Origin of the sequence: Burkholderia sp. BCC1999, assembly GCF_905339975.1 — a bacterium.
In the GTDB taxonomy this organism is placed as follows: domain Bacteria; phylum Pseudomonadota; class Gammaproteobacteria; order Burkholderiales; family Burkholderiaceae; genus Burkholderia.
Window position 1 is genome coordinate 116,169 of the sequence record NZ_CAJPHP010000015.1, and the last position, 17,257, is coordinate 133,425.

Annotated in this window: 16 protein-coding genes; 9 read left to right on the forward strand and 7 right to left on the reverse strand. The window is 68.3% G+C overall.

What is annotated here, in order from left to right:
* The first annotated feature begins 49 nt into the window (after positions 1 to 49).
* Both U5809_RS22460 and U5809_RS22465 read left to right on the forward strand, forming a co-directional pair.
* The gene (locus U5809_RS22460; RefSeq protein WP_322088169.1) at positions 50 to 2,233 is read left to right on the forward strand and encodes an FUSC family protein; all 2,184 of its coding nucleotides are present in this window, start codon (positions 50 to 52) and stop codon (positions 2,231 to 2,233) included.
* Between the two features lie 137 nt (positions 2,234 to 2,370).
* Positions 2,371 to 2,583, forward strand: coding sequence for a hypothetical protein (locus tag U5809_RS22465; protein WP_034191451.1), 213 nt, complete (start codon positions 2,371 to 2,373; stop codon positions 2,581 to 2,583).
* Between the two features lie 153 nt (positions 2,584 to 2,736).
* On the opposite strand, the gene U5809_RS22470 is transcribed toward U5809_RS22465, so the two are convergent.
* Entirely contained in the window at positions 2,737 to 3,846 is a 1,110-nt protein-coding gene (locus tag U5809_RS22470; RefSeq protein ID WP_322088170.1) for a P1 family peptidase, read from the reverse strand.
* A gap of 64 nt (positions 3,847 to 3,910) precedes the next feature.
* Positions 3,911 to 5,317, reverse strand: coding sequence for an APC family permease (locus tag U5809_RS22475; protein ID WP_322088171.1), 1,407 nt, complete (start codon positions 5,315 to 5,317; stop codon positions 3,911 to 3,913).
* A 132-nt stretch (positions 5,318 to 5,449) separates the two neighbouring features.
* Here U5809_RS22475 and U5809_RS22480 point away from each other — a divergent pair, with 132 nt between their 5' ends.
* Positions 5,450 to 6,250: a helix-turn-helix transcriptional regulator gene (locus U5809_RS22480; protein WP_322088172.1), complete on the forward strand. Its 801-nt coding sequence runs from the start codon at positions 5,450 to 5,452 to the stop codon at positions 6,248 to 6,250.
* Between the two features lie 147 nt (positions 6,251 to 6,397).
* Positions 6,398 to 6,781, forward strand: a complete 384-nt coding sequence (locus U5809_RS22485; protein ID WP_322088173.1) for a hypothetical protein — start codon at positions 6,398 to 6,400, stop codon at positions 6,779 to 6,781.
* A gap of 72 nt (positions 6,782 to 6,853) precedes the next feature.
* Here U5809_RS22485 and U5809_RS22490 read toward each other — a convergent pair whose 3' ends face one another.
* Both U5809_RS22490 and U5809_RS22495 read right to left on the reverse strand, forming a co-directional pair.
* Positions 6,854 to 7,159: a panthothenate synthetase gene (locus U5809_RS22490; RefSeq protein WP_282511359.1), complete on the reverse strand. Its 306-nt coding sequence runs from the start codon at positions 7,157 to 7,159 to the stop codon at positions 6,854 to 6,856.
* Between the two features lie 178 nt (positions 7,160 to 7,337).
* On the reverse strand, positions 7,338 to 8,777 hold the full coding sequence (locus U5809_RS22495; RefSeq protein WP_322088174.1) for a cytochrome P450: 1,440 nt from the start codon (positions 8,775 to 8,777) through the stop codon (positions 7,338 to 7,340).
* Between the two features lie 87 nt (positions 8,778 to 8,864).
* Between U5809_RS22495 and U5809_RS22500 the strand changes: the two genes are divergently transcribed.
* Complete coding sequence (locus U5809_RS22500) at positions 8,865 to 9,800, forward strand: helix-turn-helix domain-containing protein (RefSeq protein ID WP_322088175.1); 936 nt, start codon at positions 8,865 to 8,867, stop codon at positions 9,798 to 9,800.
* 7 nt (positions 9,801 to 9,807) lie between these two features.
* Here the strand turns inward: U5809_RS22500 and U5809_RS22505 are convergent, their stop codons facing one another.
* Positions 9,808 to 10,185 (reverse strand): nuclear transport factor 2 family protein, encoded by a 378-nt coding sequence (locus tag U5809_RS22505; RefSeq protein WP_322088176.1) that lies wholly within the window; start codon positions 10,183 to 10,185, stop codon positions 9,808 to 9,810.
* Positions 10,186 to 10,466: 281 nt separating this feature from the next.
* Here U5809_RS22505 and U5809_RS22510 point away from each other — a divergent pair, with 281 nt between their 5' ends.
* The 4 genes from U5809_RS22510 to U5809_RS22525 all read left to right on the forward strand — a co-directional run bounded on the left by U5809_RS22510 (position 10,467) and on the right by U5809_RS22525 (position 14,169).
* Positions 10,467 to 11,351 (forward strand): LysR family transcriptional regulator, encoded by an 885-nt coding sequence (locus U5809_RS22510; RefSeq protein ID WP_322088177.1) that lies wholly within the window; start codon positions 10,467 to 10,469, stop codon positions 11,349 to 11,351.
* A gap of 152 nt (positions 11,352 to 11,503) precedes the next feature.
* Positions 11,504 to 12,436 (forward strand): AEC family transporter, encoded by a 933-nt coding sequence (locus U5809_RS22515; protein ID WP_322088178.1) that lies wholly within the window; start codon positions 11,504 to 11,506, stop codon positions 12,434 to 12,436.
* A 129-nt stretch (positions 12,437 to 12,565) separates the two neighbouring features.
* On the forward strand, positions 12,566 to 13,501 hold the full coding sequence (locus U5809_RS22520; RefSeq protein WP_322088179.1) for a DMT family transporter: 936 nt from the start codon (positions 12,566 to 12,568) through the stop codon (positions 13,499 to 13,501).
* A gap of 293 nt (positions 13,502 to 13,794) precedes the next feature.
* Positions 13,795 to 14,169 carry a hypothetical protein gene (locus U5809_RS22525; RefSeq protein ID WP_322088180.1) on the forward strand — a complete coding sequence of 125 codons (375 nt, stop codon included), beginning with the start codon at positions 13,795 to 13,797 and terminating at the stop codon, positions 14,167 to 14,169.
* Between the two features lie 146 nt (positions 14,170 to 14,315).
* On the opposite strand, the gene U5809_RS22530 is transcribed toward U5809_RS22525, so the two are convergent.
* Positions 14,316 to 15,833, reverse strand: coding sequence for a CoA-acylating methylmalonate-semialdehyde dehydrogenase (locus U5809_RS22530; RefSeq protein WP_322088181.1), 1,518 nt, complete (start codon positions 15,831 to 15,833; stop codon positions 14,316 to 14,318).
* A 49-nt stretch (positions 15,834 to 15,882) separates the two neighbouring features.
* The gene (locus U5809_RS22535; protein WP_282510096.1) at positions 15,883 to 17,238 is read right to left on the reverse strand and encodes an aspartate aminotransferase family protein; all 1,356 of its coding nucleotides are present in this window, start codon (positions 17,236 to 17,238) and stop codon (positions 15,883 to 15,885) included.
* Positions 17,239 to 17,257 lie beyond the last annotated feature (19 nt).

Genomic DNA, 17,257 nt, shown 5'->3' on the forward strand with positions numbered 1-17,257 from the left:
CGGATGCGCCGCGGCACCGTGCCCGGCCCCGTACCGGCCCCCTCTTTTCATGAAGCCACAACCTGCGATCGAGCGACCTTCCATCGAACCGGCACGATGGAGGACATGGCTCGATCCGCTCGGCGACGCGGCGCGCGACTGGGCCGCGAGCGACGGGCTGATCTGGCTGCATCTCGCGAAAACCGTGCTCGCGGCGCTGCTCGCGATGGGCATCGCGATGCGTCTCGAGATGTCGCAGCCGCGCACGGCGATGACGACCGTGTTCGTGCTGATGCAGCCGCTGTCGGGGATGGTGTTCGCGAAGAGTTTCTACCGCGTGCTCGGCACGGCGGCCGGCCTCGTCGCCGCGCTCGCGCTCGGCGGGTTGTTCGCGCAGCAGCCCGAGCTGTACATGGCCGGCATCACGCTGTGGATCGGCACCTGCATCGCGCTCGCGGTGCGCAACCGCCATTTCCGCTGGTACGGCTTCGTGCTCGCCGGCTATACGGCGGCGCTGATCGGCTTGCCGGCCGTGATGACGCCGCAGACGCTGTTCCAGTCCGCGCTCACGCGCGCCGCGGAAGTCGCGCTCGGAATCGCCTGCTCGGGCGCGGTCAGCGCGCTGATCCTGCCGCTCAGTTCCGCGAAGGCGCTGATGCGCTCGCTGGGCACCCGCCACGCGACGTTCGCGGCGTTCACGGCCGGTGCGCTCGCGGGCGACGTCGCGCGCGGCGATTTCGAGCGGCGCTTCGCCGATTTCGTCGACGACATCGTCGGCTTCGAGGCCAACCGCGCGTTCGCGTCGTTCGAGGATCCCCACATTCGCGCGCGCAGCCGCCGGCTCGCACGGCTGAACAGCGAGTTCATGAATGCGTGCACGCGGCTCCATGCGCTGCACCAGCTCGTCAAACGCCTGCGCGCGAACCATTCGGACGCGGTGCTCGATGCGCTCGCACCGCATGTCGACGCGCTCGCGCTGCGATTCGCGGCACTGCGCGACGAGCGGCAGCACGGCGTCACGCCGGCCACCGGTGCGCTGCTCGAGCTGCGCCGTTTCCACAGCGCGTTGCCGAAAGCCGCCCGTGCGTCGCGGCGAAGCGTCGAAGCGCATGCGGCCGGCGGCCTGCTCGACTTCGACACCGCGATCGAACTGCTGTACCGCTTCATCGGCGAGTACCTCGGCTACGCCGATACGTACGCGTCGCTCGACCAGGACGATCATGCGTTCGAGCGCTCCGTCACGCATTACGCGGTGAAGACCAATTCGTTCTTCGTCGGCTTCGCGTTCCTGCGCACGATCGTCGCCGTCGGCGCGATGAGCGCGTTCTGGATCGCGTCGGAATGGCCAAGCGGCCCGCTCGCCGTGATCGCCACCGCGATCGCGTGCGCCCTCAGCTCGACGTCGCCGCGCGCGCCGAAGTTCGTCGCGCAGATGAGCGTCGGCGCGGCGTTCGCGACCGCCGTCGGCTACGTGTTCCTGTGCTACGTGTATCCGAACATCGACGGCTTTCCGCTGCTGTGCGCGACACTCGCGCCGGTACTCGGCCTCGGTGCCTTCCTTGCCATGCGGCCCGGCCTGTCCGGCTACGGGATCGGCTTCGCGGTGTTCTTCTGCCTGCTCGCCGGCCCCGACAACGCGATCGCGTATACGCCCGAAGTGCTGATCAACAACGGGCTGGCGATCGTCGTCGCGATGCTCGCGTGCTCGCTCGTGTTCGCGGTCGTATTCCCCACTCACATGCCGTGGCTCACGGGCCGCATCGCGCACGACTTGCGCCGCCAGGTCACGCTCGCGTGCGAAGGCGCGCCGGACGGCCTCGCGCAGCGTTTCCAGTCGAGTACGCACGACTTGATGGCGCAACTGCGCACGCTGCTCGTGCGGCGCACGCGGCAGCACCGCGACGCCATGCGCTGGATGCTGTCGACACTCGAGGTCGGCCATGCGGTGATCGACCTGCGCGACGAACTGGATGCGTTCAGTGCATCGAAACCGCCGCAGACGCTGCGCTGGACTGCCTCGATCGATGCAGTGCTGCACGAGCTGCCGCGCTTCTTCGACGATCCGACGCCCGGCCATCACGCACGCACGCTGAAATCGGTGAATCTCGCGATCCGCGCGGCGCAGCACACGCTGCAGGCGTGGTACGCGGTGCCCGATGCGCGCCGGAGCATACAGCGGATCGTCGGTTGCCTGCATTTCATGCGCAGCGCGCTGCTGGACAAGGATGCGCCGTTCAACCGGCACCGCCATTGAGAATCGGTGCGGGCGCAACGGGATCCTTGTTCCGGATGGAAATAAGCTCTACAGCCTCGGTGATTAATCTTTAAGCAGTGCGAGCCTATAGTTTCCTCACTGCCAGCGAGACTGGCACTCACCCAGGAGAAACCAAAATGAAGCCGCTTCACCTCGCCCTCGTTGCTCTGTCGCTCACCGCTGCTGTCGCCCACGCACAGCCGGCACCGGCAGACGCCGCACCGCAACAGGCGAATCGCGCCGAAGCCGTCAAGGCCGCGGGCCGCGTCGATCGTTCGCAATCGAAGCAGGAAGACCCGAACGCCTGTGTCGGCCCGGTCAGCTTCTGCAACATCTACTTCGGCAGCTGAGCATGACGCCGCGTCGTCACGGCCAGGCACGCATCGCCCGCACTGCATGCATCGCATGCGCGGGCGGACGGCGGCCCGACCGATCGCGGCCCGACCGATCGCCGCATCGCCGCCGCGTTCCACGCCGCTTCATTTGAAGCGGCGCTTGCCGTTTCAGGCGCCGCGCCCCGGCCGCCACCCCACTTCGCGCAACGCATCCAGCAGGCGCGCCTGCCCGAGCCCTTCGACCCGCGCACCGCGCGATTCGACGTCGCCGCCCGCGACCAGCGCATTCACGATTGCTTCCTCCACCGCTTCCGCCGCCGCGACGAACAGCGCGGAAATATGGTCGTTGTTGACCATCTGCACGCCGGTGGTCGGCGCGCCCTTGCTGCCGTAGTTCGCCGCCGGCAGGCCGTCGTTGCCGGTTGCAAACGCCAGGAAGATGTCGCCGCTCGAATCCTCGGTGCCGCCGCCCACACGTGCGAGCCCGACGCTCGCGCGCTGCGCGAGGCGCGTGCATTGATGCGGCAGAAGCGGCGCATCGGTCGCGATCGTCACGACGATCGAGCCCATGCCGGCCTCGCCCTTCGCTTCAGGCGCGCGGAACGGCGAATGCACATCACGCAGCACTTCACCGACCGGGTAGCCGGCGACGCGCAGCATCTCGCGCACACCGTAGTTCGCCTGGACGAGTGCGCCGACGGTCCAGCCACCCGCATCTGCCGCGAGCACGCGCGACGCGGTGCCGATGCCACCCTTGAACTCGTGGCAGATCATGCCCGTGCCGCCGCCGACACCGCCTTCCGCAACCGGCCCCGACTGCGCGGCAGCCAGCGCGCGCTGCACGTGCGCGGCACTCACGTGCTGCCCCCAGATGTCGTTCAGCAGCCCGTCGTAGGTTTCCATCACGACCGGCATGCACCAGTACACGCGGCCGGCCGCCGCTTCGCGCTCGTTCGCGACGAGCGCGTCGCGCACCGCGCCGACGCTGTGCGTGTTCGTATAGGCGATCGGCGTCGTCAACAGGCCGGCTTCGCGGATCCATTCAAGCCCCGTCGCGTCGCCGTTGCCGTTCAGCACGTGCACGCCCGCGAAGCACAGCGAATCGTGCGCGGCGCCCGCGCGCGGCTCGATGACGGTCACGCCGGTGCGGATCGATGCGTCGCCGTTCTCGACGTTCAGCGTGCAATGTCCGACCCGCACGCCCGGTACGTCCGTGATCGCGTTGAAGCGGCCCGGCGTGCCGAGTCCGATGCGGATGCCGAGATCCCTCGTGCGCATGATGCAGTTCCTCCAGTCTTTCAGTGGTTCGGTATATCGATGTTGCAAGGTGTCGGTCCGGTGCTCAGAGCGCGCGGAACGCTTCGCTGTGGCGCGCCCACACCCCGTACATCACGAGTGCGGCGACCAGCAGCCCCGCGATGATGATGAGGTCGGTCGATTTCGTTGCCGTCGCCAGCGTCGTGTACAGCGTGTAGGCTGCGCCCACCACCGCGACGAGCGGCGTCACGGGCCACAGGGGCATCCGGTAATGATGCTCGACATCGCGACGCACGAAACGGCTCGCGAGCGCGGCCAGCCCGACGACCAGGTAGATCAGCAGCAGCAGGTCGACCGTGAACGCGGTCAGCTCGTCGAGGCTCGACACGAACACGAGCCCCGCCGACGGCACCGCCAGCGCGATCGTCGCCAGCCACGGCGATTCGAGGCGCGGATGGATCGTCGAGAACGCGCGGTTGCAAGTGCGCGACCAGAGCGCGTGCCGTCCGCTGCTGTACAGCAGGCGGCCCATCGTGATCACGATCGCGATGATCGCGTTGAACACCGACAGGAAGATCCCGCCGCTGACCACGCGCGACACGGTCGGGTTGCTCAGCGAGCGCACCACGTAGCCGATCGGGTCGGCACTCTTCGTCAGTTCCGTCAGCGACGGTGCGCCGAGCACGATCGCGGTGAGCGGCACCAGTTCGACGACGAGGATCACGAGCAGCGAATAGATCACCGCCTTCGCGACGTTTCGGTTGCCGCCGCGCAGGTCTTCCGCGAGATACGCGGCCGAGCCGAAGCCGTTGTAGCAGAAGATCGCGGTGCCGATCGCCGGCACGATGGCCGCGAGCGTCGCCGGCACGAGCGCGTTGCCGCTCGCGACGACCGGCGCGATCAGCACGTCGGCGCCGCGGTGCGGCGAACCGAAGCCGAGCCCTGCGATCAACATCAGCACGCCGATCTCGACGACGAGGAACGCACCGGTGATCCACGCGTTCGTCTTGATGTTCAGCATGCCGAGCAGATAGCTGAGCAGTACGATCGTCAGCGCGACCGACTGGTTGCTGAAGTGCGTGCCGAGCGCGTTGTTCAGATATGGCGCGGCGCCGCTCGCGAGCACGGCCGGAATGAACACGCTGACGGACAGCACCGTGATGAAGGTCAGGTAGCCGGGCAGCGTGCCGAACACGCGCTTGGCCATCACGTATTCGCCGCCCGCGCTGCGGTGTGCGGCGCTGAGCTCCGCGTAGCAAAGCGCAAATGCAAGTGCCAGCACGCCGCCGAGCACGAACGACAGCACGGCGCCGCTGCCCGCCTGCTGGATTGCGAACGGCGCGATCACGAAGATCGAGCTTGCAGGCGTCACGCCCGATACGGTGATCATCACCGCGTCGCGCACGCTGAGCGTCTGCGACAACGCGCGCGGCGCGTCCTCCGTGGCAGGCGCCGCTTGCACGGTACCCGTCGATTCCGACATCATCGCCATTTCGTTCTCCTGTGCTCCTATCCTGCTCTTTTTTGAACACCCATACTCGGGCCCGATTGATTGCGTGGCAGTCTAGGAAGCCAATTTCAGGACCGCTATTCCCCCTTCGTGTTACGCCTTTCCGGTGGTGGTATGGATCGTCTCTTTTCCGAAATCGCGATGCATCAGGCGCTTGGCCGCGCAATCGATCATCTCGGCCAGCCGCGCTTCTGGCGGTTCCTGGTGCTGCTGCTCAATGAAATGGTGCCGTTCGACAACGCGCTCGCGACCGCGGTCAGCCGCGACGGCGTGCCGCTCGTGCTCGACGAATACGACACGGGCGGCACCGACGCAGCGTCGCCCGTGCCGCTCTACCTGAACGGCGTGTATCTGCTCGACCCGTTCCTGCAGGCCGCGCACGACGGGCTCGCCGACGGCTGCTACCGGCTCGAGGAAGTCGCGCCCGACCTGTTCCGGCAGAGCGAATATTTCCTCAGCTACTTCCGCGACGCGGTCGGCGACGACGAGATCCAGATCCTCGTGCGGCCGAACGCCGACACGCTGCTGTCGCTGTCGCTCGGTGCGACCGCGCGCTTCGACGTCGAGCCGCTCGGCAAGCTGACGGCCGCGATGCCTTGGGTGCTCGCGGCGATGCGGCAACACTGGCGGCTGGTAGGCGACGCCGCTCGCATGACGCCCGATGCCGATCTCGGCGCGCGCGTCGAGCAGGCGCTCGCACGTTTCGGCGCGGGTGTGCTGACCGACCGCGAAATGTCGATCGCGCGAATGGTGCTGCGCGGCAATTCGTCGAAGGCAATCGCCGAGCGGCTGGCCATCTCACCCGAAACGGTGAAGGTGCATCGGCGCCATCTGTACGCGAAGCTCGGGATTTCGTCGCAGCCCGAGCTGTTTTCGCGATTCATCCAGGCGCTGGGGGAAGATGCGGCCGGGTGATCGCCTCGACCGTCTCGATCGGCACGGATGGCAACGGGCGCGGAATCGGGCACTATCCGTCAAGTGCCGCATGCCTGGGTCGTTTGCTGACGCCGATGCGGACGCCCGATCGACAACACGATTGCCCGAAAACAGGAATCCCGACTCATGTCACTCATTCCGATCATTGGAATTGGCTGGCTGTTTCTGTGCGCGATCAGCGCCGCATCGCTCGTGCTCGTGCCGCCCGTGGTGCTGGTCGCCTGCCTGATGGGCAAGAACGTATGGTCGATCCTGACCCGCGGCCGGCTGCAATTCGCGTTCCTGGCCTACCTGGGCTCCGCGCCGGTACCGGCGGTCTTCACGTTCCTGCTGGAAATCGGTGCCACGGCCGGGAATCACGGCGGCACGGCGTCCGCCAGCGAGTATCAATGGAACGAACGGTTCTTTTTCGTGTTCGTCGTCGCGGCGGCACTGTGCGGGCTGCTGTTGCTGCTGCGGCCGAAAGACACGCAGGCATCGAACATCGAGCCGTCGCAGCCTGCGCGATAGTCGGCGCGCGAGCGCCGCACCATGCGTCCCGCCCGGTTGTCGAGCGGGAGCACGGACATGCGCTGCTTCGCGCTACTTCCACTTCGCGCCGATTTGCGCGAGCCCGGCGTTGCGGAGATCGTCCGGCAACATCACCACGCGGAACTCGCAGTCTGCATTCAACATCAGGAACCACGGCTCCGCGAGCGCCGGGATCTGCGACGGATCATCCAGATTGACGATCACGACCGCCCCGCGCCCGCCGTTCTGCTCCGTGAAATACACGGCCTCCGGCTTGACCGCTTCGAGTATTCGCGAGATCACGTCGCCGACGCTGCCGTCGCGCACCAGCGTGTTGAACGGCTCGTGAGGGATTCGTATGTTGAGAAGCATGCGCATGACCATTCTCCTTGGGCTCCGCCCGGCGTGGGTCCTTCAAGCATAGGTGCTGCGCGAGTGGCACCGAAAGCGTTTGCCGGCGCACATTCACATTCCGACGATTCGATGACGCCGCATCGCGCGAACGGCAATCGCCCGCGCGATGCAGGCTGGATCGAATCGACCGTTCATGCCTCCATCATTCGGAGACCTCATCGGCCGCCAGCCCCGTCGGCGCGATCGCCAGATGCAACGCCTGCTGCGGCCGCAGCGTGACGTTCAACACCTCGCGCGGTGGCGTCATGCCAGGTGGCACCGACAACACGTAGCGCTGCAGCACCATTGCGGCCACGACCGTCATCTCCGTCATCGCCAGATGCTGGCCGAGGCACACGCGCGGGCCGGTGCCGAACGGCATGTACGCGCCGCGCGGCAGCGCCGGCGCATCGTCGGCGAAGCGCTCCGGGCGGAACGTATCGGGTTCCGGGAACCATCGCGGATCGCGCTGCATCAGTTGCAGCGGCAGCATGAACAGCGTGCGCGCGGGAAACTGCCACGCGCCCAGCGCGATCGGCCGCGATGCGCGACGGCTGATCAGGATCGGCGCGGACGGATACAGGCGCAGCGTTTCGTCGAGTGTCTGCGACAGGTAGCGCAACGACGAGCGCGTCTCCGCGGACGGCGCGCGACCGCCCAGCACGCGGGACACCTCGTCGCGCGCGGCGGCTTGCACGGCCGGATTCGCGGCCATGCACCACGCCCACCAGGTCAGCGCCCCGGCGGTCGTCTCGTGGCCAGCCAGGAACGCCGTCACACATTCGTCGTGCACGGCCTGCAACGGCCATTTCCGCGCATCCGCCCGATGCAGCCGCAACAGGCGCGACAGCAGATCGTCGGGCCACGCATGCTCGGGCCGGTCGAGACGCGCATGCAGTTGCCGGTCGATGAGCCCTTTCAGCACCGCCATCGCGCGTGCCGTGCGGTGCTTCCACGGCACCCAGTTCGGCGTGTTCACCGGCTGGTAGAACGCCGCGTTGGCCGCGGCGCTCACCACGCGCACCGCCTCCTCGGCCGCGCGCGCATCGTCGCCGATCGTGTCGGAGAACATCGTGCGCATGATCACGTCCATGGTCAGCGACGTCAGCGCGCTTTCGATCGGCCAGTCCGGATCGCGCGCCGGCCATTGCGCGAGCGCGTGACCGGCCGTCGCCGCGATCGCCGGCACGAACGACTGAACCGGTTTCGGCATGAAATTCGGCTGCAGGGCCTGCCGCTGGTCGCGCCACGCGTCGCCTTCCGCGACCAGCACGCTGTGGCCGTGGACCTCCCCGAATACACGGGTGGCGCGCTCCCAGCGCCCGAGCGCATCGTGATGCGTGACCAGCAGCTCGCGCACGAGCGCCGGATCGGTCACGGCCACGGCATGCTCGGGCCACACGCGCAAGTGAACGACGTCGCCGTAGGTGCGCTGCCAGCCGCCAAGCGTGCCGATCAGGTCGCGCGACATCGTGCGCAGCAACCCCCAACCCGTCAGGCCGGCGGGCGGCCCCGGCGGCCATGCGCCGGGCGGGTGAAGCACGGGCGCCGGCGCAGCGGCACCCGCGTGGAAGGGACATTGGGAAGAGGATCGTGTGTTCATGCGCCGGATTCTCCACATCGGCGCGCCGGCGGTCTTGAACGCAAACGACATCGACACGCATCAGGCCGGTCCCTATACTGCGGCGTCATGTTCTCCGGCCCGCCATCGATTCCGCCGTCATGTCCCGATCCGCTTGCCCGCGCCCCCCGCGTGGCGGGCAGCGGGCGGTCGCCGCATGCGCGGCTGCATCCCGCACCGGCCGCGCTGCAGGGCGCGGTGGTCGCGATCGTCCTGTGCGACACGCGCGGCGTCGTGTTGGGCGACGCGCAACGGCTTTCGCACTTTCCGGCCACGCCGCTCGTCTGCGTGTCGTGGTACCGCGATCTCGACGTGGGTTTCATCGAATCCGCACCGGACGGCCCGCGATGGCGCCCCTTCGGCGCGGCGGCGACGCTATCGGGCAGCCACTCGGCCCCCACCATCGCGTGGGCGCCGACGGGCGGGCTGATCGGCATGATCTGTTTCACCGCCGATGCCGCGCGGACGTTGTTCGGCATCGCGCTGCCGGACATCCACGAGCGCGTGCTCGACGCACACGCGTGCCTCGGCCACGACTGGCATCCGCTGCTCGATGCGTTGATCGGCGCGGATCGCGACGCCGACGTGCTGGCGGCGATCGATCGCCATCTCGCGCCGCGCTGGCAGGCGCTGCGGCCTGCGACGGCGCTGTCGTCGCTCCGCAACGCGGGGCGCTGCTGGGTCGAGCGCCTCGAGCTGCAGGCGCGCGAATGGCGCGGCACGTACAGCCCGCGTCAGGTCGAACGGCGCATCAAGACCTACAGCGGCCGATCGCTGCGCGAATGGCAGGCGCTCGTGAGGACGGAGAGCGCGTTCTTCGCGGCGCGCGACCGGTTCGAAGCCGGTGCCGCATTCAACTGGGCGACGCTGGCGCTGGACGAAGGATTCGCCGACCAGGCGCACCTGAGCCGCGGGGTCAAGCGCGTCACGGGATTCTCGCCGAGCGAATTCACGCAGCGCTTCATCGACGACGAATCGTTCTGGATGTACCGGCTGTGGGTGTAGCCCGCGCTCAACCGCGTGGTTCGACGAACTCGCCGTCACGCGCATCGTGCGGCACATTCCAGCCGAAATACACTTCCGCCTCGACGATCCGGCCATCGCGGACACGCAACCGCTCCGCGTTCCGGAACCGCTTGCCGCCACGCGTCTCGGCCTCGTACACGACGAGTACGTGCTCGCCGTGCACGACGACGTCGACGAAGTCGAAGCCCGTGAACATCGCGCTGTTCGGCCAGCAGCGCGCGAAATAAGTGTCGCGGTCGAGCCGGTTGTCGAGCGGGCTCGTGAAATGAAAGTCCGGCGCAATCAGCGCTTCAATCGCATCGCGGTCCTTGTCGGCGTAGGCGCGGTAGCACGCACGCGCCACGTCGCCGGGATTCGTCAGCATCGTCGGGCCCTCCTTCAACGATCGGTGCAAGCGTCGCTCGCATCGCTTCGGATAGTGCGGCGGAACACGCGCGGCGGCAACCACCCCGACAAGCGTAGCCGCGGGCAGCCCGTGCCACGCCGGCGATGCCACGGTTGCCCGATTCGGCGGCCACGGGCATGATGTCCGCGAACTTGCCGGCTGGTTTGTCCGCTTGCGTATCCCGCCGAGTTCACCGCCTCCATGCGGCCCGTCACGCGAGCAATCCGCATGCCGGCCCTGCCGCTCACGCCACTTCGCCCATGTCACTACGCGCATTCAGAACGCTGGTCGCCATCGCCCGATACCGGACTTTCGCGCGCGCCGGCGAAGCCATCGGCCTCACGCAATCGGCGGTGAGCCTGCAGATCAAGACGCTCGAAAGCGAATACAACGTGCAGTTGTTCGATCGCTCGCGCCGGCAGCCGGTGCTGACCGAAGCCGGCAACATCCTGCTCGCGCAGGCCGAGCAGGTGCTCGCGATGGTCGACCGGATTCCCGATGCGCTCAGCGACGAGAAGAAGCTCGTCGGCCGCCTGCGGATCGGCGCGATCCAGACCGCGCTGTCCGGCCCGTTGCCCGACGCGCTGCTCGCGCTGCGTGCCGCCCATCCGTCGTTGCGTGTGCACGTATCGGCCGGCATGTCGGCCGAGCTGGCGAACCGCGTCGCGGCCGGCGAACTCGATGCGGCGATCACGACGCGCCCCGTGCGTCCGCATCCGGCCGAATTGACGTGGACCACGCTGTACGAGGACCGCTTCTGGCTGCTCGCGCCGCCCGACCATGCGGAACGCGACGCAGGCGCGCTGCTCGACGCGTTGCCGTTCATCCGCTTCGATGCGCAGGCGTGGGCCGGCCGCATGATCGCCGCCGAGCTGCGCCGCATCGGCGTGCGCGTGCGTGAAGAGATGGTGCTGGACAGCGCGGAGACGATCGCGCGCATGGTGGCGCGCGGGCTCGGCGCGGCGATCGTCGCGCTCCCCGATTCGACGCTCGCGCGCCTGCCACCCGTCACGCGCTTGCCGTTCGGCCAGCCGCAGATGGGCCGCGCGGTCGTGCTGCTCGAACACCAGTCGCGCCCGGCCGAACGATTCGCCCGCGCACTGGCCGCCGAAGTCTCCGCGTCATCGATGAGAATTTCTCATTGAACACCCGATAATTAACAATTATTACTGTTGCTTGCGCGTGTTAACTTGGCGGCATCGTCACTCTTTCGATTGCGTGTCGCCATGTTGCCCGCCGGATGGATTCCCGCCTCGTTTCGCCACCGTTCCCGCGCGACCCGCGTGAAGGCGCGCCGATGATCGGCCCGATCCTGCTCGCGCTGGCGCCGGTCGCGTTGCTGGTCGCGTTCGGCCACGGCCTGCGGCGTACGGGCTTCATCGCCGACGCGTTCTGGCCGCAGGCCGAACGGCTGTGCTACTACGTGCTGCTGCCCGCGCTGTTCGCGGACGGCCTCGCGAATGCGCGACTGCAATCGCTGCCCGTTTTACCGCTCGCGGCAGCGCTGGTCGGTTCGACCGCACTCGCCGCGGCGCTTCTCCTGCTGGTCCGCCCGTTCGTGCGGGTCGACGGCGCCGGCTTCACGTCGGTGTTCCAGGGCGCCGTGCGCTTCAACAACTATGTCGGCACCGCGCTGGCCGCCGGGCTGTTCGGCGCAAAAGGCATCGCGCTCGCGGCCGTGTGCGTCGCGGCGATCGTCCCGACCGTCAACCTGATGTGCGTGCTGGTCTTTGCGCGCTATGGCGACATGCGGCTCGGCGCGGGCGCGCTCGCCCGGCAGATCCTGTCGAACCCGCTCGTCGTCGCGTGCGTACTCGGGATCGCGATGCAGGCCGGCGGCGTCGCGTTCCCGGCGGCCGTCGAGCCGGCCGTGCGCGCGCTCGGCGCGGCATCGATGCCGCTCGGCCTGCTGTGCGTCGGCGCGGCGCTGAAATTCGATGCGGCGCGGGCGTGGCTGCAGCCTGTGTGCATCGCGTCGGCGTTCAAGTTCATGGCGATGCCGCTCCTCACGCTCGCGGCCGGTCGCGTCTTCGGGCTCGGCGACGCGGCGCTGACGGTCGCGCTGCTGTTCCAGGCGCTGCCGACGTCGTCGGCGTCGTACATCATGGCGCGCCAGCTCGGCGGCGATGCGCCGCTGATGGCCGGCATCACCGCGTTCCAGACGATCGCCGCGGCACTCGCGATGCCGGTCGTGCTGACCGCGCTCGCGTCGGCGCCCGTGTTTCGCTGACGGCGCCGCGCCCGGTCCCATCCCCCTGAATCAGCCTGCTGCCCGGCCTTCCCCCGGCCCGGCATTGCCCGCCGTGCGCGGTCGCGCACGCATGGCCGCACGCGCTTTCCTTTCGAGAACCCACGTCACATGAACGCTCCCGCTCCCCCCGCCAGCCTCGTCGCCACCCGGCCGCACGCGGCCGTCTACGTGAAGCTCACGCTCGTCGCGCTGTTCTGGGGCGGGACCTTCATCGCGGGCCGGATCCTCGCCGCGACGATGTCCGCGACCTCGGCGGCCACCGGCCGCTTCGCGATCGCCGCGCTGATGCTGGCCGTGCTGACGTGGAGAATCGAAGGCGGACTGCCGAAACTGAGCGGCCGCCAGATCGTGACGACGTTCGGCCTCGGTGCGACCGGCATCTTCCTGTACAACGTGTGCTTTTTCGCGGCGCTCGCGCGAATGCCGGCCGGGCGCACCGCGCTGTTCGTCGCGCTGAATCCGGTCGCCACCGCCGTGCTGCTGTCGATCGTCGTGCGCGGGGAACGCCTGTCGCTGTCGCGCTGGGCCGGCATCGCCGTCGCGCTGTTCGGTGCGCTCGTCGTGATCAGCCGCGGCGACCTGCTGCGCGTGCTGACCGATCTCGGCAACACGTTCGGCGCCGGCGAACGCTTCATGCTGTGCGCCGTGCTGAGCTGGGCCGCCTATACGGTGATCGGCCGGCGCGCGCTCGACGGACTCTCGCCGCTCGCAGCCACGACGTATGCGGCGTTGTGGGGCCTCGCACTGCTGATCGTCGCGCACCTGTTCGGCGCGCCTGCGAGCGGCGGCACGCCGCTGACGTGGCAGGCCATCGCGTCGATGCTCTACCTCGGCGCGATCGGCACGGTGGTCGCATTCGTCTGGTATTCACAAGGGATCCGAGAACTCGGGCCGGCCCGCGCGGCCGTGTTCACCAACCTGGTGCCCGTGTTCGGCGTGCTGCTGTCGGTCGCGCTGCTCGGCGAGCCGTTGTCGCCGTCGATGCTGGCCGGCGGCGCGCTCGTGATCGCGGGCGTCGCGCTGACCAATCGCGCGAAACGCTGACGCACGGGTGCGTGCGGCGCGCGTTCGGGGACGGATGTCGATTACCGGAGTGGAGCATGGCGGCGATCGCCCCCCGTTGCGTGACGCATACGCGCGGCCGATGCGCCCCCGATGTTCTCGCAGCCCCGCCAAAAACCGCCTATCGTGAATGGAGCGCTCCGTTCGCCGCCATTCGACCCTGCGTCGCTCGCACCGGCGGCGACGGCACCGCGTTCCGGCACCATTCATCGCGATCCCGACGCACGCTCGCCCGTGCGCGATCGCGGCCGCCCACCGGATTACAGGAGGCCCTCATGAAAGCCGCGCTGCTCGTCAGCTCCACCCTGCTCGCCATTGCATCCGCTTCGGCGTCGGCTCAAGGCTCGATCACGAAAGTCGAAAACGGTTCGCTCGTCGCCGCGAACGGGATGACCGTCTATACGTTCGACAAGGACAAGCCCAACGCCGGCACCAGCGCGTGCACGGGCCAGTGCGAATCCTTCTGGCAACCCTACAAGGCCAGTGCGACCGACGTTCCGGTCGGGCCCTACACGATCGTCAAGCGCGACGACGGAAGCCCGCAATGGGCGTACAAGGGCAAGCCGCTGTACTTCTTCTCGAAGGACATGAAACAGGGCGATCGCAACGGCGACAACTTCAAGGACATGTGGCACGTGGCCACGCCGTAAGCGTCAATCCGCCGTCTGCCGCGCACGCCGCGCGGACGTAAAAAAGCCCGCCCGGATCGACGATCCGGGCGGGCCTGCTCGCGATCGCGCCGGCCGTGTGGCATCGTCCGCCGCCAGGCGGGCGATGCAGGCAGCCGGGCCGCGCGTCAGCGGCTCGACGGGAAGCTGAACACCGTCCCTTCACGCACGCCGGCCGACGGCCAGCGCTGCGTGATCGTCTTGCGCTTCGTGTAGAAGCGCACGGCGTCCGGGCCGTACGCGTGCAGGTCGCCGAACAGCGAACGCTTCCAGCCGCCGAACGAGTGATACGCAACCGGCACCGGCAGCGGCACGTTGATGCCGACCATGCCGATCTGGATGTTGTCGCCGAAATAGCGTGCGGCCTCGCCGTCGCGCGTGAACAGGCACGTACCGTTGCCGTACTCGTGCGCGTCGATCAGCGCCATCGCCTCGTCGAGCGACTTCAGGCGGATCACGCCGAGCACGGGCCCGAAAATCTCGTGCTGGTAGATCGGCATGCCGGGCTTCACGTTGTCGAACAGGCACGGGCCGAGGTAGTAGCCGCCGTCGTGGCCGTCGACCTTCACGCTGCGGCCGTCGACGACGAGCGTCGCACCGGCTTCCACACCGGCTTCGACGAAACCCGTCACCTTCTCGAAATGCTGCTGCGTGACGAGCGGGCCCATGTCGACGCCCGCGCCGATGCCGGGGCCGACCTTCATCTTCTCGATCTCGGCCTTCAGTCCCGCGACGACCTTGTCGCCCGTCTCGTCACCGATCGCGACGACCAGCGGAATCGCCATGCAGCGCTCGCCGCACGAACCGTACGCGGCGCCCATCAGCGCGTTCACCGCATTGCCGATATCGGCGTCCGGCATCACGACCGCGAAGTTCTTTGCGCCGCCGAGTGCCTGCACGCGCTTGCCGTGCGCGCAGCCGGTCGAATAGATGTATTCGGCGATCGGCGTCGAGCCGACGAAGCTCACGGCCTTCACGCGCGGATCGGTCAGCAGCGTGTCGACCGCTTCCTTGTCGCCGTTCACGACGTTCAGCACGCCCGGCGGCAGGCCGGCTTCGAGCGCGAGCTCGGCCATGCGCAGCGTCGACGACGGCGTGCGCTCGGACGGCTTCAGCACGAACGTGTTGCCGCAGGCGACGGCCATCGGCCACATCCACAGCGGCACCATCACCGGGAAGTTGAACGGCGTGATGCCGGCCGCGACGCCGAGCGCCTGGAACTCGCTCCACGAGTCGATCGCGGGGCCGACGTTCTTGCTGTGCTCACCCTTCAGCAGCTCGGGCACGTAGGTCGCGTATTCGACGTTCTCGATCCCGCGCTGCAGTTCGCCCATCGCATCGGCGAGCACCTTGCCGTGCTCGGCCGTGATCAGTGCGCACAGCTCGTCGGCGTGCTCTTCGAGCAGCGTCTTGAAGCGGCTCATCACGCGCGCGCGCTTCAGCGGCGGCGTGTTGCGCCACGCCGGGAACGCGGCCTGCGCGGACGCGATCGCGGCTTCGACGGTCAGCTTGTCGGCAAGCGCGACGCTCTTGTTCGATTCGCCGGTGGCCGGGTCGAACACCGGCTGGACGCGGCTGCCGCCGTCGACGCGCTTGCCGTCGATCAGGTGGCCGATGGTGGAGGTCACATTGCTGTCGTGTTTCATCGTTGAGGCTCTTTCGTGAATTCGGTTATCGCGGGGGACGAGCGGCGGCTCAGTCCACTTCGTTCAGTGCGTCGGACAGCGCGTTGACCAGGTTGTCGATCTCGCGCTTCTCCGAGATGAAAGGGGGCGCCAGCTGGATCGTGTCGCCGCCGTAGCGCACGTAGAAACCCTTCGCCCAGCAGCGCATCGCGATCTCGTACGGGCGCCGTGCGGGCTCGCCCGGCAGCGCCGCGATCGTCAGGCCGGCAGCCAGCCCGTAGTTGCGGATGTCGGTAATGTGGCGCTGGCCCTTCAGCCCGTGCACGGCCGCCTCGAAATGCGGCGCGAGATCGCGCACACGCGCCACCGCGTCTTCCTTCACCAGCAGGTCGAGCGCCGCGACGCCGGCCGCGCACGCGACCGGGTGCGCCGAATACGTATAGCCGTGCGGGAACTCGAGCATGTACTCGGGGCCGCCCGCGGCCATGAACGTGTCGTAGATCTCCTTCGTCGCGACCACGCCGCCGAGCGGCTGCACGCCGTTCGTCACCTGCTTCGCGAAGTTCAGGATGTCCGGCACCACGCCGAAAGCATCGGCGCCCGTCATCGCGCCGGCGCGGCCGAAGCCCGTGATGACCTCGTCGAAAATCAGCAGGATGTCGTGCGCGGTACAGATGTCGCGCAGGCGCTTCAGATAGCCCTTCGGCGGCACGACCACGCCCGCCGAGCCGGAGAACGGCTCGACGATCACGGCCGCGATGTTCGACGCGTCGTGCAGCGCGATCAGCTCGAGCAGGCGGTCGGCCAGCTCGGCGCCGTGCTCGGGCATCCCGCGCGAGAACTTGTTTTCGGCGAGTTGGGTGTGCGGCAGGAAATCGGCGTCGAGACCCTGGCCGAACAGCTTGCGGTTCGGCCCGATCCCGCCGACCGAGATGCCGCCGAAGTTCACGCCGTGGTAACCCTTCTCGCGGCCGATCAGGCGCGTCTTCGTGCCCTTGCCCTTCGCACGCCAGTACGCGCGGGCCAGCTTCAGCGAGGTATCGGCCGCTTCCGAACCCGAGCCCGTGAAGAACACGTAGTCGAGGCCGGCCGGCGTCAGGTCCTTGATCTTGTTCGCGAGTTCGAACGATTTCGGGTGGCCGAACTGGAATGCCGGCGCGTAGTCGAGCTGCGCGACCTGGCGGCTCACGGCTTCGACGATTTCCGTGCGGCCATGACCGAGGCCCGTGCACCAGAGGCCCGACAGGCCGTCGAAAATCTTGCGGCCTTCGCCATCCGTGTAATACGCACCCTTGCCCGACACGATCATGCGCGGATCGGCCTTGAACTGGCGGTTGGCCGTGAACGGCATCCAGTGCGCGTCGAGCCACGCGGCGTCGGTGCGAAGGTTCGTGTCGTCCTGCTGGGCGGTGGTGATGTCGGTCATGTCGGTCGGCGCGGCGCGC

Bases quoted from the DNA above. Each gene is read 5' to 3' on its own strand.
- U5809_RS22460 (WP_322088169.1), top strand. From the start codon at position 50: ATGAAGCCACAACCTGCGATCGAGCGACCTTCCATCGAACCGGCACGA.
- U5809_RS22465 (WP_034191451.1), top strand. From the start codon at position 2,371: ATGAAGCCGCTTCACCTCGCCCTCGTTGCTCTGTCGCTCACCGCTGCT.
- U5809_RS22470 (WP_322088170.1), bottom strand. From the start codon at position 3,846: ATGCGCACGAGGGATCTCGGCATCCGCATCGGACTCGGCACGCCGGGC.
- U5809_RS22475 (WP_322088171.1), bottom strand. From the start codon at position 5,317: ATGGCGATGATGTCGGAATCGACGGGTACCGTGCAAGCGGCGCCTGCC.
- U5809_RS22480 (WP_322088172.1), top strand. From the start codon at position 5,450: ATGGATCGTCTCTTTTCCGAAATCGCGATGCATCAGGCGCTTGGCCGC.
- U5809_RS22485 (WP_322088173.1), top strand. From the start codon at position 6,398: ATGTCACTCATTCCGATCATTGGAATTGGCTGGCTGTTTCTGTGCGCG.
- U5809_RS22490 (WP_282511359.1), bottom strand. From the start codon at position 7,159: ATGCGCATGCTTCTCAACATACGAATCCCTCACGAGCCGTTCAACACG.
- U5809_RS22495 (WP_322088174.1), bottom strand. From the start codon at position 8,777: ATGAACACACGATCCTCTTCCCAATGTCCCTTCCACGCGGGTGCCGCT.
- U5809_RS22500 (WP_322088175.1), top strand. From the start codon at position 8,865: ATGTTCTCCGGCCCGCCATCGATTCCGCCGTCATGTCCCGATCCGCTT.
- U5809_RS22505 (WP_322088176.1), bottom strand. From the start codon at position 10,185: ATGCTGACGAATCCCGGCGACGTGGCGCGTGCGTGCTACCGCGCCTAC.
- U5809_RS22510 (WP_322088177.1), top strand. From the start codon at position 10,467: ATGTCACTACGCGCATTCAGAACGCTGGTCGCCATCGCCCGATACCGG.
- U5809_RS22515 (WP_322088178.1), top strand. From the start codon at position 11,504: ATGATCGGCCCGATCCTGCTCGCGCTGGCGCCGGTCGCGTTGCTGGTC.
- U5809_RS22520 (WP_322088179.1), top strand. From the start codon at position 12,566: ATGAACGCTCCCGCTCCCCCCGCCAGCCTCGTCGCCACCCGGCCGCAC.
- U5809_RS22525 (WP_322088180.1), top strand. From the start codon at position 13,795: ATGAAAGCCGCGCTGCTCGTCAGCTCCACCCTGCTCGCCATTGCATCC.
- U5809_RS22530 (WP_322088181.1), bottom strand. From the start codon at position 15,833: ATGAAACACGACAGCAATGTGACCTCCACCATCGGCCACCTGATCGAC.
- U5809_RS22535 (WP_282510096.1), bottom strand. From the start codon at position 17,238: ATGACCGACATCACCACCGCCCAGCAGGACGACACGAACCTTCGCACC.